General features: G+C 57.9%; 11 protein-coding genes. 3 read left to right on the top strand and 8 right to left on the bottom strand.

Going from position 1 to position 16,447, the window contains the following annotated elements:
• The 3 genes from H096_RS34100 to H096_RS33065 form a co-directional block, all read left to right on the top strand.
• Positions 1 to 940 (top strand): site-specific integrase (locus H096_RS34100; RefSeq protein WP_033898164.1); only part of this gene is annotated, 940 nt, incomplete at its 5' end.
• Positions 930 to 3,023, top strand: a complete 2,094-nt coding sequence (locus tag H096_RS10905; RefSeq protein ID WP_050593416.1) for a hypothetical protein — start codon at positions 930 to 932, stop codon at positions 3,021 to 3,023. The genes H096_RS34100 and H096_RS10905, both read left to right, overlap by 11 nt.
• Complete coding sequence (locus H096_RS33065) at positions 3,023 to 3,436, top strand: hypothetical protein (protein ID WP_082422834.1); 414 nt, start codon at positions 3,023 to 3,025, stop codon at positions 3,434 to 3,436. The genes H096_RS10905 and H096_RS33065 overlap by 1 nt, the downstream gene beginning before the upstream one ends.
• Positions 3,437 to 3,639: 203 nt before the next feature.
• On the opposite strand, the gene H096_RS10915 is transcribed toward H096_RS33065, so the two are convergent.
• The 8 genes from H096_RS10915 to H096_RS10950 form a co-directional block, all read right to left on the bottom strand.
• A complete protein-coding gene (locus tag H096_RS10915) occupies positions 3,640 to 5,763 on the bottom strand; it encodes a TonB-dependent siderophore receptor (RefSeq protein ID WP_032861799.1) in 2,124 nt (707 codons plus the stop codon).
• Between the two features lie 329 nt (positions 5,764 to 6,092).
• The gene (locus tag H096_RS10920; RefSeq protein ID WP_032861800.1) at positions 6,093 to 7,277 is read right to left on the bottom strand and encodes a type III PLP-dependent enzyme; all 1,185 of its coding nucleotides are present in this window, start codon (positions 7,275 to 7,277) and stop codon (positions 6,093 to 6,095) included.
• Positions 7,274 to 9,049, bottom strand: coding sequence for an IucA/IucC family protein (locus tag H096_RS10925; protein ID WP_050593417.1), 1,776 nt, complete (start codon positions 9,047 to 9,049; stop codon positions 7,274 to 7,276). The genes H096_RS10920 and H096_RS10925 overlap by 4 nt, the downstream gene beginning before the upstream one ends.
• On the bottom strand, positions 9,046 to 10,188 hold the full coding sequence (locus H096_RS10930) for an MFS transporter (protein ID WP_032861801.1): 1,143 nt from the start codon (positions 10,186 to 10,188) through the stop codon (positions 9,046 to 9,048). Before H096_RS10930 ends, H096_RS10925 begins: the two co-directional genes overlap by 4 nt.
• Positions 10,173 to 11,954: an IucA/IucC family protein gene (locus tag H096_RS10935; RefSeq protein WP_032861967.1), complete on the bottom strand. Its 1,782-nt coding sequence runs from the start codon at positions 11,952 to 11,954 to the stop codon at positions 10,173 to 10,175. The genes H096_RS10930 and H096_RS10935 overlap by 16 nt, the downstream gene beginning before the upstream one ends.
• Positions 11,951 to 13,150: a carboxylate--amine ligase gene (locus H096_RS10940; protein WP_033898166.1), complete on the bottom strand. Its 1,200-nt coding sequence runs from the start codon at positions 13,148 to 13,150 to the stop codon at positions 11,951 to 11,953. Before H096_RS10940 ends, H096_RS10935 begins: the two co-directional genes overlap by 4 nt.
• Before the next feature lie 74 nt (positions 13,151 to 13,224).
• On the bottom strand, positions 13,225 to 15,201 hold the full coding sequence (locus H096_RS10945; protein WP_229752363.1) for a TonB-dependent siderophore receptor: 1,977 nt from the start codon (positions 15,199 to 15,201) through the stop codon (positions 13,225 to 13,227).
• Positions 15,202 to 15,354: 153 nt separating this feature from the next.
• Positions 15,355 to 16,119: an aldolase/citrate lyase family protein gene (locus H096_RS10950; protein ID WP_032861804.1), complete on the bottom strand. Its 765-nt coding sequence runs from the start codon at positions 16,117 to 16,119 to the stop codon at positions 15,355 to 15,357.
• Between the last annotated feature and the right edge of the window lie 328 nt (positions 16,120 to 16,447).

A 16,447-nucleotide genomic window follows, 5' to 3' on the forward strand; every position in this document is an offset into this window, starting at 1 on the left:
ATGGTTGTTTATTGCGTTGGGTTCCCGCCCTGTTCAGTTGGCAGCCTTAAAGGTTTGTGATGTTGTGCGCTCGGTGGCTGCGGATGGAACAGAGTCTTTTCTTTTGCTTGTTCCGCGTGCGAAGCAACAAAACGCATTGCTCCGCCAGGAACTCAAGCCGCGAGCGCTGGTGAATCAAATTGGTCGACCGTTGTTTGATTATGCCCGACGCGTCAGTGAGCGCTTTATTGGAGCGTTTCCAGACCCCCAGCAGGCGCCCCTGTTTCCTTTACCCCGGCAGTCACAGTATTTGGCGGACGGGCCAGGATGGGCCAGATACCACCGTACCAGCGAGAATTTACGGAAATTGTTGGTGACCGCGTTGGACAAGCTATCCGTCCGCTCTGAGCGCACGGGGGAAATAGTTAACATCTGTGCCTTGCGCTTTCGGCGTACGTTAGGGACGAATCTTGCGCGTGAAGGGCACGGGGTTTTGGTCATTGCGGACTTGCTTGATCATTCGCGAACTGACTCTGCGGCTGTCTATGTAGCTGCGACACCAGAGCTTGCGATGCGGATTGAAAAGGCGACTGCGCTGTACATGGCGCCTCTGGCTCAAGCTTTTAAAGGTCAACTGATAGCTCATGAGGACAATGCCGTTCGTGGAGCAGACCGCTCCAGCCGAATTATCGATTTGCGTATCGATCAAAGCGCACGGCCAATGGGGTCATGTGGCAGCTTCAGTTTCTGCGGATTATTTGCCCCCGTGGCCTGTTACACCTGTCAGTGTTTTCAACCTTGGTTGGACGGGCCGCATGAGGCGGTCCTGGATTTCTTGCTAGCGGATGCTAAACGCTATCCGGACGGTCGTATCGCGGCGATCAACGATCGAACGCTGCTCGCAGTGGCAGAAGTGGTCCAATTATGTCGCAGCAGAAAGGAGCAGGCTCATGGACGATAGGGTAATCCTGTTTAAGCCCCGAGCAGAGCAGGCGGCTGAGGACAATCTCAGGGACTTCGTTACCCTCGCCAGAGAGTCTCTGACGGCTTTTGGCAGTGAGTTGGTCTTTGAGGCGGACAGTTGGGATGTCACCAATTTTGTTCGATTGAAACGACGTAATTCTTGTTCAAGCATGCGATTTCATGGATTCCCCAGTGGACGAGGGCAAAAGGATTCCTGTTGCTTGCCTCAGCCTTACAAAGACTTTGCCAAAGCCTACTGCCGTTATGATTATTCGTTGTGCGCGTATACAACCGTCAGTTCACGATTGGCCGCGCTCCGCTCCCTCGCTGTAGCTCTGGAAGAAACGGAGAGTTGTGTCACACCTATTAAGGCAAGTCTGGGGCATTTTAATCGTGCGTGCGCGATACTAAACGAACGCTACCAAGCCTCTGCCGCATTTTTTGCCGGGGCAGAACTCAAACGCATTTCGCAGTTCCTGGTGGAGCATCAACTCTGTACGCTGCCTCTTCAATGGCAAAATCCACTTCGGGCACCAGCGAACTTTGTGCGCAGTGTTGGCCCAGAGTTTGATGCGTCGCGCCGGGCCCGTCTGCCCTCGTCAGCTTCGTTAGAAGCGATTGCCGAAATTTTCAGAACCGCCGAGAAGCCAGGCGATATTTTTACCTCCAGTGTCTGTGCGTTGCTTGCGTCGGCGCCGAGCCGCATTAATGAGGTGATGTCCATTTCAAACCAGTGTGAAGTCGAGGAGTTCGATCCAAAAGCAAATCAACAACTGTATGGATTGCGCTGGCGGCCTTCAAAGGGTGGTAAGGCACAAGTCAAATGGGTGGTGCAATCCATGGCCAGTGTTGCCCGCGAGGCGGTGAGTAAGCTCAGGACCATTTCCACGCCAGCGCGGGAAGTGGCACGGTGGTATGAGCAGCACCCTGATGCGATGTATTTGCCAACGGAGCTGGAGGCGTTACGGGGGCGGTCGTTAATTAGTTCAGAACAGGTGGGCGCGATTGTTTTTCTCGCCCCACCCCCCAATGGCAATCAAACCGCGCAAGGGGCGGGGTGGTGCAGAAAGCAGGGGATTTTTGAACATATTCCATATGACCCACAGCAGAGACATGCTCCGAGGTTTTTGTTCGCGGACGTTGAGCGAGTAATCCTTTCGATGCTGCCAGCTAACTTCCCGCTGGCAGATCAGAAGAACAACCTGAAGTACAGTGAAGCGCTTTGCTTGACACGGCTGAATGAGCTAACCGAGTTGTGGGGAACGTACCGTGGGGTAATCGTCTTGCCAGACACCGCTTATACTCAGAAGCAACTAGGTAGTACTCGAACTTTTCTCAATATTTTCGAACGGTTCGGTTATCGTGAGTTAGATGGCAGTCCAATGAGTATCACGACGCATCAATTTCGCCATTTTTTAAATACCGTGGCACAGATGGGCGGATTATCGCAACTCGACATCGCCAAATGGAGCGGTCGCGCCAAACTCGGACAAAACAAGTGCTATGACCATCAGTCCGATAGGGATGTGTTGGCGCTCGCGAGGTCCGCTTTGGGTGACCCGGAAAAGTCGGCAGGTCATGTGGCAGGTATCCCTCCAAGTAGTTTGATCTCGCGGGATCAGTTTGCGACGCTGAAGATCATGACCGCCCATACAACGGATTTGGGGTATTGCCTGCACGATTTTTCCATGTTGCCTTGCCAACTCCATCGAGATTGCCCCAATTGTGATGAGCATGTATGCATCAAAGGTGATGTGGTCCGAGAGCAGGCTATACGCCAGTATCGTCAGGAAACCCAGGCCCTCCTCGCAAAAGCGTTAGAAGCGCTGGGCGAGGAGGAGTTTGGTGCCAACCGTTGGGTCGAGCACCAGACACTGACCCTTAAACGACTGGATGAACTGTGTGCCATTTTTGAGGACTCTTCCGTTGCCGCAAATGCAATTATCCAGCCGCGTGGGATCGTCCCAGCGTCAAGGCTGGAACAGTTGCTGACCCACCATAAAATATTGAACAAGCGTAATTTGCCGGGACCAGACACTGAAGATCCAGATGTGCCATGCATAGAGGCTGAGGACCTGTAATGTCTCGTTCGAGAAATCTAACCCCAGATGCTATAGAGCAGATCGTGTCGATCCTGGATGGTTGGTCTGGAAAACTGACGTGGGACCTGCTGATCTTAAGCGTCGCTCGCCGTTTACGAGGAACCTACACGCGCCAGACTCTGCATAAACATGAGCGGATTCGGCGTGCGTTCATACTGCGTAAGCAAACACTCTCAACCACAGTAGGAGTGAAGAAGGCCAGCAGTCCTGAATTACAAGTTGCAAACGAGCGAATTGCTCGTTTGGAAGCGGAGAATCAACGTCTGCGGATGGAGAATGATCGATTGCTCGAGCAGTTTGTACGCTGGGCTTATAACGCTTACATTCGGGGCTTGGATGAACAGTTTCTTTCCCGCCCTCTGCCCATCATCAATCGACAGCAGACACCCTAGGGTCTGTTGCCGTTTCATCTCAAGCCATTGATCTATAAGAGCAAACTCGTATCGTTAAAGCTCTCACACGACAGATTCTCACTCAAACCCGCGCATTGAAGATTAGTTGGGCTTTTGAAAGCTGCCACTGCACGGCTGGGAGTACAGGCCCAGCCGTGAGGAAACGCTCGACAATGCCGGGCGTTTGTTCTTCAGGTCCGTACTCAGAAGCGGTAGTTGGTGCTCAGCTCCAGCGTCCGTGGTGCGCCGGGTGTGATCAGATCCACCGAGCCATGCGCCGAAGCGTAATAGTCCTTGTCGAAGACATTGCGCAGACGCAGGGCCATGTCCCATTTCGGCTGGTTGTAGAGCAACGCTGCGTCCACGGTGGTGTAGGCCGGCATGACCACTTGGTTATCCAAGGCGGTGTAACGGTCATCGACATAGTTCGCCCCCATGCCTACACGCCACTCCTGTGTCAAAGAACGTACCAACCACAAATTGGCACTGTGGCGCGGGGTCAAGGTCGGAGTCTGGCCTTCGTTGGCGATACCGTTGGTACGGCTGTTGGACTTGGTGATCTCGGCATCCAGATAGGCGTAACCGGCATATACCTGCCATTTTTCGCTCAACTGCCCACTGGCGGTCAGTTCGAGACCATCAGTACGCTGCTCTCCCGCAAGCACCAGTTTGGTCGGGTTCGCCGGATCGGTGGTTTTCATGTTGGTGCGTTCCAGCCGGAACAGCGCCGCCGTCAACGCCAGGCGATTGTCGAGCAGGTCCCATTTGCCGCCGATCTCGAAGTTGGTGGTTTCCTCCGGCTCAAGGTCCTGGTTCGTCGTGCTCAGAGCGAACATTTCGGCAGAGGGCTGGTAGGAACGGCTCACCGAGACGTAATAGGACTGCACATGATCAGGCTGGTAGACCAGACCGACTCGCGGACTCCAGGTAGTGTCGGTGCGGGAGAGTTCCTTGTTCGTCAGGTCATCGGCGTATTCCTGGTCAAACACGTCATAACGCACTCCCAGCAGAGCTTTCCACTGCGGCGCCAGTTCGATCAGGTCCTGCACGTAGAACCCGGCAGTGTCCTGAGTATTGGTGCCCTTGGCGGTTTGCCGGTTGGCCTGGAACGGCACGTCGACCAAAGCATCGCGGTACACCGGCACCCTTGCCACGTTGGGTTGGCTGAACACGGACTGGTCCTTCACCTGGCGCCCCAGCTCCACACCATAGAGCAGGTTATGGTTCATCCCGGCGAGCACGGCGCGCTGCTTGAGTTCGGTCTGGTTGAACCAACCGTCTTCCTTGCGCTGCACGTTGCCGCGGTTGAGTTTTACCAGCAATTCGCCGTTGGCGGCGGTAACGAAACGCGTTGGACTGGAGTCCGCGAGCGTATTGTTGCGATCCAGGTCGTAGTGGTAGTAGCGGCTGGTGTTGCTCAGGGTGAAGTCGTCATTGATGCTGTAATCGACGCCGGCCGTGAACGAGAACACTTCGCTGCGGGTGTAATCGTCATCTGGATCAGCGGAACCGAAACGCTTATCGCGGTCCACATCGACTGGACGGTCGCCTCGTGCTGGGATACCGAAGTCGATCAGGCGCTTGTCATACAGATAGGTAGCGCCCAGGTTCAGTTCCAGATCGTCGGAGAGCTTGAAGTAGGCCGAAGGCGCGATGGCCTTGCGGTCGATGTAGCCGTCATCCCGGAAGGTGTCGCTGTTCTCCAGCGCCCCTGTCACACGAAAGGCTTTATCGCCCTGTTGCTGATCGGCCCAACCGGCATCGAACTGAGTGCGCTTTTTGCCCTCGCTGTCGACACTGACACCGACCTCCTGCTTGGGCGTGAAGTTGGGCTTCTTGCTGATGCTGTTGATCAGACCGCCCGAAGAGCCTCGGCCATAGAGCACTGCGGCCGGCCCCTTGATCACTTCCACCCGCTCGACGTTGGACAGATCACGGAAGTACAGCGCATCGTCACGAATGCCGTCGACGTACATGTCGCCAATGGCGCTGAAACCACGGATGGTGACTTGATCGCGCTGGCCATCGCCATTGGACAGGCCGATACCGGGGACATTCTTCAGCACGTCTTCCATCGACTGAGCCCCCTGATCCTTGATAACGCTCTGGGGAATTACGTTGACGGTTTGCGGGATATCTCGTAGAGGGGCATCGATCTTCAGCGCGCTCCTGCTCTCGGTCGACATGTAGCTCTGCTCGCTGTACTCACTGTTCACAGCGGTTGCCGGTAGGGTTAGAGCAGACTCCGTTTCTGCCTGTAAATCAGGTACAACCAGAACGCCCAGCAACGACAGAGAGACTGGGTAAATGCGCGATCGAGCCACCATGAACACCTTTTGTATGAATTATCGCGCAGATGATAACGGTTATCTTTTGTAAGTAAATACATATCATTCTGATTCAAGCCATTGGCACGACTCGGAACGACCGTCTCAACTTAATAGGTGGCCGACAGGAGCGCTCCCTCCAACTTGCTTGGTTGAAGGACTGCAATCATCCCATCTGGACGAGCCCTCTGAAAGACAGGACACCGTTTCCCCCCCCCCTTAACATAAGGGATAGGCAAACTGTAGTGGTCCGAAGAGTTTGAAGGACACATCGGACAAGCAGCCACAGATACGGGAAGGGCAGCACAGAGGCTGACAATAGCGTGGAATCAGCCCTCGATAAAAACCTTCAACGGCGGTTCGTGCATCAGGAAGTTCTGGTGCGAGATGTTCCAGGCATAGGCGCCCGCGAGAGTGAATACTAGCAGGTCACCAATCGTTAGCTGCGCCACTGGTTGTTGTCTGGCAAGGACGTCTTTTGGTGTACACAACTGGCCCACCAGCGTCACGGACTGATCACTGATTTGTGCCGGCTGCGAGCCTCGTAGTACCGTGAACGGATGATTGTGGCCTTGAGCCGCAGGCGTGCGAAAGTGATGGGTACCGCCACGTCCGATGGCAAAAAACTCGCCGTGACTGCTTTTGATGTCCAGCACCTGCATGACGTAGTAACCACAGGCAGCGCTGATGAAGCGGCCGATCTCGAAACGTATGCGGGTCGCGCCCATGTCGTATTCATTGATCAACCCCTGCAGGCCCTGACAAAACCGTGGCCAGTCGAATGACCTGGCCGCGTCCTGATAGTTGATGCCCATCCCTCCGCCGACATTCAGTAGCGGCAGTTGCAGGTCGTGGTCGGCGCACAGCTGGCGGAAGGTCAGGAAGTAGCTGCGAATCAATTCAAGGTGCGCGTCGACATCCAGCTGGTGCGACAACAGATGAAAATGCAGTCCCTTGAGCTCTAGGGACGGCTCTTCGCGCAGCAATTGCAGGGCGCTTGCAAGGCCTTCTTCATCCAGACCGAACGGCGTGGGTTTGCCACCCATGACCAATCGGCTCTGCGGTGTCTGGGCCAGCTTCAGATTCAGCCGCAGCATCACCGGAGCCCGCACACCGCGTTCGCGGGCGATGCGCGCCAGACTGCGCAGTTCGGTCACGCTCTCCACGTGAAACGCCGAAATCCGGTACTGCAGGGCGATATCCAGTTCGCGATCGAGTTTGCCAGGGCCACCAAAGATCAGCGGCTGGTCGGGGCACTGTTCATGCAGCCACGTCAGCTCGCCGCCGGAGGCCGCCTCGAATCCGTCTACCCACGGCGCCAGGGTTTTCAGCACCAGGGCTTCCGGGTTGGCCTTGGCGGCGTAGAACAATTCGCAGTTTTCGGGCAGTACCTGACGCATTGCCTTTACGTGCCGTTCAAGGGCAGGCAGGTCGTAGACGTAGGCGCACAATGGCGCGTCGTGTTCAGTCTTGAGCTGCTCGATGCGTTGGGTGACGGAGGCAGGAAGGCTCATGCGTGTTTCCTCTTTTCAGTCATCGTCAGCGGGCTGGGCAGTAACGTGTAATCGGCCTCGCGGTCGGCGCGCATCATCAGGCGCGTCATGAAATTTTCCTTGCTTGGGAAGGGCGCGCCGGCGCACAACTCACGCAGTTCTGTCGGATGGCCCAGACGCGTGGATTGCGCGTGCAGCAGGTCGCCGATTCGGTCCCACAATTGTTGTTCCAGCATGCCGCTGCCGTTGGCCAGATGGAAGATCGCTTCGCCGAGATTGTTCACCAGTGCGCAGTAGCCCACTCGTTGCCAGGCCTTTTGCGCGCTGTAGTACACCGAGCTGCGGGTGCGTTCATCCAGCGCACTCAGGCGTTCAGCGGGCCAGATTTCAGGGACCAGCTTGGTACCTTCCAGATCGCGAATCCAGACCTGACTGGGCAGGCCGTTTTCAGCGAAGCCGATGACCGTGTTCTGCAAATGCGGCTCCAGCGCCACGCCCTGACGGAATAGGCAATACAGCACACCGCCGAGCATCTGACCGGCATAGGCATCGAGCCAGTTCAACGTGGCTTGCTCAATGGTCAAGCCGGTGTTGTCGGCGTAGCGCTGTACCTGTGGGCGGCAGACACTGCGACCTTGTTGATCCCAGGTAAACAGCGCCATTGCCACTTGCGGCTGATAACGCTCGCGTTCGGCGACGGAAAGGTTTTCCCGGTAAACGATACCGAAACATTCGGTGACTTCGCGGGCCTCCTCCAGCGTACCCAGGGCGCTGAGGTCCAGGCTGGTGGCGCAGGGTTCGGGCATCAACATGAAGCCCGGTTGTTGCGTCGCCAACTCGCTCATGATGGGGCCGAGCAGGTGAGTGAGGGCGACGGCGCTGTCGAGTTCATACCAAGCGTTCTTGCGCACGCAGTTGGTCAGGCGCACGTGCATCGAGAACTTCATGAAGTAGGCCATCTGCGGATGGTAGAGCGTGCGCACAGACGACGTCGGGTACATGGCCTGACCCAGGGGGCCGAGGTAGGTGATCAAACCCTGTTGTTGCGCCCGTTGCACCAGCGGGTCAGCAAGCACGCGGGCGACTTCCCAAGGGTGGCACGGATAGGCGCCCTCACGCCCCGACAGTTGGCGTAGCGTGCTGCGCGGATCCTCGCCCTGATGACGAATCAGCGTCGGATCAACCTTGAACCAGTGCAACTGAAAGCGCGCCCCAACTTCCGGCGAGCAGGTCAGCAAATCGTCATGGGAGATGCCCTCGCGACTTTTCGGTGTCGGATGCAGGGCATGGCCCCACAGCTGATGTTGCTCGGACGCCAGCAGGCTGTCGGCTGCTTGGTTGGCCGGGCGTGAATGCCGCAGAAAGGTACGGGTGATCTGCAGGCTGTTACCGATCTGTTGCAGCATCTCGCCGACGCGGTCGGCTCCACTCAGCGGGGTACAGAGCAGGCGCGCCAGTTCGTGGGCGTCCAACGGTCGCCAGCTCTGGTTATTGCCTTTGAAGTAGGGGGCGCTGATGTAGTGGCAGCGGCCCAGAAGACTGGCGCGGTCGATGCGTACGATCAACCGGCCACTGGGCAGGCGAATGCTGATGCAACGACTGTTGGCTTGGCGCAGGCTCATCGGCAAATCCTGTGCTTGATCGTTCAGGTTCACTTCGTTGCGGGGCAATGCGTATTCGCGCAAATAGCAATTGAGCAGGCACTCGATGGCATGTCGTTGGGCTTCGCCATCGAGGGCATGGTCATGCTGGGATACGGTGTTCAGCGATGCGGTATTCAGAGCGAAAGTCATGCCGGAATCTCCCGGGAAGTCATCAATAGAGGGCGGGCGAGCACCATGGCCGCTATGGCCGCCAGGCACGCAACGAGAAAGGGGGACGCGATGCCGCAGGTCTGACTGACCAGAGCGGCAGTGACCCCGGCAGCAGTGCCGGCCCATTTGCCACTGGAGTCGAACCAGCCAAACAGGCGGCCGGCGCTGCCTTGGCGGCTGCGCTGGCTCAGACAGCGGTGCAGCCCGACAAAACTCAGCAACATGCCGGCCCCGCTGAGTAGACGCAGAGCGAACAGCGGCTCGGCCTGCACGCTCCAGAATTGCAACGCGTTACTGATTGCCAGCAGCGCCAGCCCCGGCAACAGCAGGTTGCCCTGATGCTTCTGAGCCCAGGGTAGGGCCAGCAGGTAAACCAGATGCGGCAGGCTGTAGAGCACGCCGATCAAGGCATCGTTGCCAATTTTCAGTTGTTCGCCGAAGGGCACGAAATAGGGAAAGGTGACGACCATCGCGAAGCTGAACAGAAACTGCACCGCCATCAGCCGCGGCATGTCTTCAGGCAGTTCGCCCAAGGCCACGGCTTTCTTGCTGCTCAAGGCATGTTTGGGGGCGTCCTTGGGCAGCGGCAGGACGAGCACAAACGCCAGCAGCGGTAACCAGGCCAGATAGCGATACAGGCTTAATCCCAAACCCTGTGAGGTCAGCAGCCCCAACAGGATTGGGCCACTGATCATCGCCAGACGTGCTGAATACTGCGTCCAGTTCAGGGCGCGGGACAGATCGCCTTCCTTGAACTGAGTCGACAGGTAGGCGTTGGACGCCGCCATCGCGCCGCCGAAGGTGCCCTGGATGATCAATGCCAGGACGAACACCGGCAGATTGGGGCTGAAGCCTGCCAGCAGGAAGCCCGCGAACAGTCCGGCATGCGCACGCAGCAACGACAAGCGACAACCGTTGCGATCGGCCCAGCGTCCCCAGATCGGCGCCGCCAGTGCGGTGCAGAGTGTCGGCAGTACGAACAGCACCCCGATGGCCCAGCCTGGTGTGTCAGGTGCGAGGTCGGCGAGGATGCGCGGCAAGTACAACGGAATACCCAGCGCCGTGAAAGCCGACAGGTAATGCCCCAGCAGAACGCTGGTGATCAGACTCCGTTGCATGGAGCATCCTCCAGCAGGAAGTTCGCCGCGCTGTAGCCATAGAACTTGTTGATGTCGCTGGCACCGGAATGCGCCTTGCTGAACAGGCTGCCGGCGCTGAGCAGGTATTTCACCGGCAGTTTCGGGCTGTCGAGCAGCCATTGACGCGCGTCGTCACAGTCGATGCCTTCTGCTTCGAGATGTTGCAGACAGGTCATGAGACGCTGACGCAGCGTGCCGTACAGACCGGATCGAGAGGCCAGGCCTGCGGTCGCTATCGCTTCCAGGATCGCAACAATATTCAGCTGCAAGGTGATGGTGCAGAACATCTCGGCCAACGGTTGGCTGCTGTCGACGCGAATGCGCTCGTCCTGCAAGACTGCCGGCAGATCAGCGAGATCCGGGCACGCATGGGTGAAGCGCTGAGGCCACAGGCGAGCGGCGTCGTTGTCCTTCATCAGCAGGCGCAATGGCTGACCTTGTTCGAACATCAAGACGGCGTTCTGCTGGTTGGCCTCCAGCGCGATGCCGTAATGCAGCCACAACCGCAGATGGACCTGCAGCAGCAGATCGAGATAATCGTCCAGCCAGTGTTGCAACGAACCTGCGTAGAAGCGCTCGGCCAACTGTTCGAGGAAAAGGCGTCCATCGGCAAGCGGACTGGCCAACGCGGCGACAGGTACGAGTGTGGTGTTCTCAAGACCCGTCGGGTAACGGCGCACGATATAGGCTAGGTGACGACTTTCGTCGGCATGACCACCGTGTTTTTCGTCAACGTGCAGATAACGTGACGCCAGTGCCGGATCGCGCTCGGTCAAGGCCTGCAGGGTGGTCTGGAACCAGTGACCGTCGTATAGGGTGCTGGGCTTGATCAGGCGCAAATTGCGCGCACCGAGCGTGCTGACTAACAACGGTAGTTTGATGTGCCACTGAGGTTGATTGATGCAGACCACCGTGCGCACGGACAGCGTAGGTTCGACCTGCATGGCCGAACGTGGAGCCTTGAGCGTTCCTTCAGGCAGGCCGTATTGCTCCAGTTCGCCCCATGTCAGCGGGTGTACTGGCAGTAATGAATGGCTGTTTTGCAAGGTCGGTGACAAGCCGACGTCCTCGAAGTCCGGCCAGTGCAGCGGCTGTGGGCTGGTCAGGGTCAGGGCGTTGTTGGGAATCGCCAGCCAGTTGAGTTCGAAGCGCGGCGCAAACTCCGGCGCGTAGCCTTTGAGCGCGGCGGCATCGAAGCCGCTTTTGGCCCGCGCCGTTGGATAAAACGGGTGATCCAGGTAGCTCGCCAGTTGATCGATCTTCAGCAGCCTCTGCGACCAGTCTTTCAGGGCAGTCACGTCGCTCAGCGCAGGGCCATGCTGGCGATACGCCTGATTGCACAGGGTCCGGTGTTCGGTCGCGCAATCCGCTTCTTTCAGGTACGCCGCGAACAGCGTCAGACTTTCTTCGTCCAGACCGTGGCTCAGGTGGCCCAGCCAGAGCCCGTAGCCGTGTTGAACCTCGCCGTGGCTTTGCGGCGACACTTTGATCCAGGCGTCGCCTGTACCGATCCAGTCCTGCAACGGATACGCCTTGACCACCGGCAGCCATAGTTCGTCGGCGCCCAGATGGGCGATTCGCAGCCAGCTTGCGTCGGGCTGATGCTGCAAGTGTTGACTCAGTTCTTCCGGCAGCCGACAAATCTGTCCTGTGCTGACGATCCCTCGGATGTCCTCGCGCAGGCAGCAATCGATGATGCGTCGAGTAATGAACGCCTGATCCGCGGCGTCCGGATACAGGCTCATGCCATCACCCATTTCAGGTCGTTCAGAGTCGAATTCAGTTGCGCTTCGAGGCTCACCTCATCCGGCGCGATCAGTCTCAGTACGCCGACGTAGTCCTTGTTGGAATGGCTGATGGTCACGGTGTCGCCGGTGTTGTGAAGTGCGCGGTAATCGCACCAATGGCCCTCACGTTCGACGTTGAAGCTGGCGCTGGCCTGATCCAGACGCCCCGAGCGGTCGACCACAAGGTAATGAACGGTTGCTTCGGCTTGCGCCGGTTGCGCGTCGATCAGGCTGTCTCCCAAATACAAAGCGACGATGCGGTCGAACCAACCCTGTGGCAGCAGCCGATCAAGCAGGAACTCGCGACCATCGCCGATGCTGCGATAGTTGATCTCAACCAGTACCGGGCCTTGGGCGGTCAGAATGAACTCGCTGTGGCAAACCCCGAAATTGACCCCGAACGCGGCCACTTGAGCCAGCGCGCCGGCGCGCTGCGCGCGGCTGAGTTGTCCATTCCAGCGTGCGGCGAGTTCTACGAAATGCGGCGGTGCTGAAAGGGTGACGTCGAAGCCACCGATGGCTTGCAGGTTGCGCCCGTCGCCCAGTGTCTCGAGGGTGAATAAAGGACCTTCCATGTACGCCTCCAGCAACAACGCCCGGTCCGGTTGCTGCTGCCAGAACTGTTTGCAGTAAACGGCCAGATCGGCGGCGTTGTGACACAGTCTGACGTCCAGGCTGGCGACGCCTTCACGAGGCTTGGCGACCACCGGCCATGGCGCATCGGTCGGCAGTTTGGAATTCGATGTAATCACCTGGAACCATGGGCCGGGCAAGCCGAGACGTTGCATGCGCTCGCGCATGGCCGCCTTGTTCTTTGCCGCATAGCACAGTCGCCAGTCCTTGCCGGGGCATTCGAATATCTCGGCCACCATTGCTGTCGCGGTCTGCAGGTGATCGCTGTTGGAGAACACTGCGGCGGGGCGCAAACCCTGGCTGTTGAGTGTCTCGACGACCGCTAGCGGATTGAACACATCACATTCGATAACGTGCAGCTCATCCGGCGAAATGTGCGAGGTGGCGAGCAGGCGCCGGTGTTCCTGAGCGTGGTCGGTGATCACCACGATCGGCAACCCGCGTTTGTGCGCGGCAGGCAGGAAACCCTCAAGAATGGCAGGGTGGGCGACGTGGGCAAGAATGACGAATTGGCGTTGCATGGCAGTTTCCTGGGGGCAGCAGTTGCCCGTCCCGGAGGATCGGGCACTGGTTTACAAGTGCGCAAGTGCGCGGTTTAGAAGCGGTAGTTGACGCCTAGGGTGAGCGAGCGCTCTGGCGCGGGTTGACGACCCCACGGGCTGGTGTCGATACCGCGGAAGTAGTATTCGCGGTTGAACAGGTTGCTGATGCCCGCGGACGCGGTCAGGACGCTTTTGTCTGCCAGCTCGAACTCACGCTCAATGGCGGTGTTCCAGACCCAGTAAGCTGGCAGTTTGCCCACACTGGCTGTGGCATCTTCATCGCTGGAGTTGGCGGCATCGGTGTAAGCGCTGCTGACATACAGGCCGTCAAGGTTGTAGGTCCAGTGCTCGGCAAAACGGTAACGACCGTCAACCGTGAACTGATTGCGCGAGGAGTACGGCACTTCGTTGCCCTTGAATGTGCCGTTGCGTTGCTTGGCATCGAGGTACGCATAGCTGGCGTGCAGGTCCAGATCAGGTAGAGCTTGCGGCGTCCAGAAAATCTCGCTCTCGAAACCTTGGTGACGTGTGCTGCCAAGGTTATTGAAGCGGTCAGTCGTGGCGTTGTAGCTGATTTGGTCGTCGAAATCGATGCGGTACAAGTTGAAGTCGACGCGCATGCCGTCCCATGGCGTATAGCGCACGCCGGTGTCGTAGTTCCACGCCAGTTCGGCGCCGACATCGCCTTCCTTGACGATCTGCGTGACTTGCGGTGGACGCAGGGACTTCTGGGCGTTGGCGTAGACAAACCAGGCGTCGGTCGCCTGGTAACCCACCGTCAGGCCCGGCAGCCATTCTTCGGATTTGTTCTCGCGCGAGAACCCGGTGATGCCGTCTGCGTAATCCATGCGGGCGTTTTCGTAGCGCACGCCGGGGGTGATGGTCAGGCGATGATCGAGCAGACTGATGGCGTTGCTGAGGTAGAACGCGCGGGCGTCGTCATCGAACTTCCAGTCCCGGAACGGCGTCGTCACGCCGGTAGCGACGCGCTGGCGGTTGACCTTGTAGTCGATGTCTTCGCTGACATAACGGGCGCCCAGCAACCAGGTCTGGCCAACCGTGTCGCCATCGATGGTGGCACTGATGCGCGGCTCCGTGCCCCAGACTTTAAAGTCGCGTGGGCCGTCCTGTTTGGTCACCGCCGTACCGTCCGGAGTGAACGGCAGGCCGACTACGAAGTTGCGGTAGCTGTCGTGGGCGAAGTTGGTCCAGCTGTATTCTACTGAGTCGAACGGCCCCATGGCGCCCAGGCGCTGGGTGTAGGTGCCCCACACGCGATTGGTGTCGCCCTCGAAGCGGTCCAGCGGACGCGTCGATTGCCGTGGATCATCCTTGTAATCCTGCACGCTGAGTGCTCCGGCCAGGTCCATATCGGCCTTGTAGTGCTGGATACCGAAGCTCAGATCGCGATCGTCGTCGATGTTCCACTGGCCGCGCAGACGGTAGTTCTGCACATCGGTCTCGGAGTGCTCGCGCCCGTATTCGCCACCCAGGGTATTGAGGTCCAGTTGCAGGCCGAAGTTGTCGGTCAGGTAGCCGCCGGTGCCCACATAGTTGTCCCACAACTGGCGCCCGCCAGCATTGAACGTCAACTTCTCCTGCAGAGTGGTTTCCCACTCGCGCGGAATCGGCTTGCTGATGAAGTTGATCACCCCGCCAACGTTGTTCGGACCGTATTGCACCGCTGCGCCCCCACGCACGACATCAATACGGTCTACAGTGGCCATGGTCACTGGAAACAGCGACAGACCCGTCTGGCCGTACGGCGCCAGTGCTAGTGGAATGCCATCCGACAACGCTTGAATCCGGCCGCTACGACTCTCGTACAGCCCGCGTACCGATATCTGTGGCAAGGCGCCGGTGCCGGTTTCGTCAAAGATCTTGATGCCCGGTACCCGTTGCAGCGCGTCGTCCACACCGCGGACGCTGGCTTTTTTCAGTTCGCTGGAGTCGACAACGCTGCGACTGCCGGCATAGGTACGCACCTCCTGATCGCTGGCCGTCCCGAGAACGTCACCCTGAATCATCATGGGTGCCAGTTCCATGTTACTGGCAGGTCTGGTGGACAAATCGACGGGTTGATCGGCGGCCACGGCACCGTGACAGATGCCCAAAGTGATAAGACTGAGTGAAAAATGTAGGGAGTTTGTTGTTGTTTTCATGTGGACTACGTTGGCTTATTTTTACTGTTGGAGAGAATGCAGGCGGGCTTTCAATGCGTTATGCAGCAAGCCTCGGTCTTCACCGGCCAGAAAACTTCGGATCCCGCGAGCGCGCCACAGCGTGTTCTGTTCGGCCGTGCGGGGATTTGCGCAGAAAGGTATTGCGGCGCTGAGGCAGGCATCGGCCATGTTTTGCAGCGTTTGCCAGACTTGAGGATTGAGCGGGTCGGGGCCCAGATCGAGATCGAGCGACAGATCCAGAGCGCCTTCCATGATCATGCCGACCCCCGGCAGTTGCAGAATCTCGCCGAGAGCGTCGACCCCGGCGCGGCTTTCGATCATGGGAATAATAGGGGTCTGACGATTGGCCAGATCGATGTATTCGGGTAATGGCAGGCGACCGAAACCGGTAATGCGTCCGCCGGTTATTCCGCGTTTCCCCAAGGGGGGAAAGAACGCCGCTTCGATGGCGCGCTGAACTTGCGCAGCACTTTCGGTGCGTGAAAGGACAATGGCTTCGATGCCGGCATCCAGTGCCCGACCGATCAGTTTTTCGTCCACTTGAGGTATGCGCAGCCAAGGCGAAATGCCAGCGGCCTCACACGCGCGGACACAATGCATGATGTCTTCTTCGGAGCGCAGTAAGTGCTCAAGATCGAGAATCACGAAGTCGTAGCCCGCAAACGCGAGCATTTCGCAGAGCATCGGTGAAGGTAGAGAATTGAGCAAGCCGTAGACGTTGTTCCCTGCTTGTAACCGGGAAAACACCGGAGAGGTTCGTATCACTGACGCATATCCTTCAGGGTGGATGCGCGCTAATAATAATCATTCACAATCATAAGTAAACATTTTTAGTCGCCGATTCGTGATATTCGTGATGGTCCTCATAAAAATCCCGTTCTTGGTGTAATGCTGTTCACTGATTCACCCCGGATTCCCGCCACGATTCACCCGATGGCATATGAGGGGGCTGGGGCGATTTCTGAGTTTTGTAAACACCTCGTCGAATCTCGGGTATTAATTTCCACTTTTTAGAAACCTTGACTCTCCAAGGGCCTTATTTTCGCGGTCTAACAAGATTTGTTTACATAATTTGGTCGGCATAAATGCAGTA

This window comes from Pseudomonas sp. FH1, assembly GCF_000510895.2.
Classification (GTDB): Bacteria; Pseudomonadota; Gammaproteobacteria; order Pseudomonadales; family Pseudomonadaceae; genus Aquipseudomonas; species Aquipseudomonas azotoformans_A.

Coding starts and splice junctions, on each gene's coding strand:
- H096_RS10905 (WP_050593416.1), top strand. CDS start 930: ATGGACGATAGGGTAATCCTGTTTAAGCCCCGAGCAGAGCAGGCGGCT.
- H096_RS33065 (WP_082422834.1), top strand. CDS start 3,023: ATGTCTCGTTCGAGAAATCTAACCCCAGATGCTATAGAGCAGATCGTG.
- H096_RS10915 (WP_032861799.1), bottom strand. CDS start 5,763: ATGGTGGCTCGATCGCGCATTTACCCAGTCTCTCTGTCGTTGCTGGGC.
- H096_RS10920 (WP_032861800.1), bottom strand. CDS start 7,277: ATGAGCCTTCCTGCCTCCGTCACCCAACGCATCGAGCAGCTCAAGACT.
- H096_RS10925 (WP_050593417.1), bottom strand. CDS start 9,049: ATGACTTTCGCTCTGAATACCGCATCGCTGAACACCGTATCCCAGCAT.
- H096_RS10930 (WP_032861801.1), bottom strand. CDS start 10,188: ATGCAACGGAGTCTGATCACCAGCGTTCTGCTGGGGCATTACCTGTCG.
- H096_RS10935 (WP_032861967.1), bottom strand. CDS start 11,954: ATGAGCCTGTATCCGGACGCCGCGGATCAGGCGTTCATTACTCGACGC.
- H096_RS10940 (WP_033898166.1), bottom strand. CDS start 13,150: ATGCAACGCCAATTCGTCATTCTTGCCCACGTCGCCCACCCTGCCATT.
- H096_RS10945 (WP_229752363.1), bottom strand. CDS start 15,201: ATGATGATTCAGGGTGACGTTCTCGGGACGGCCAGCGATCAGGAGGTG.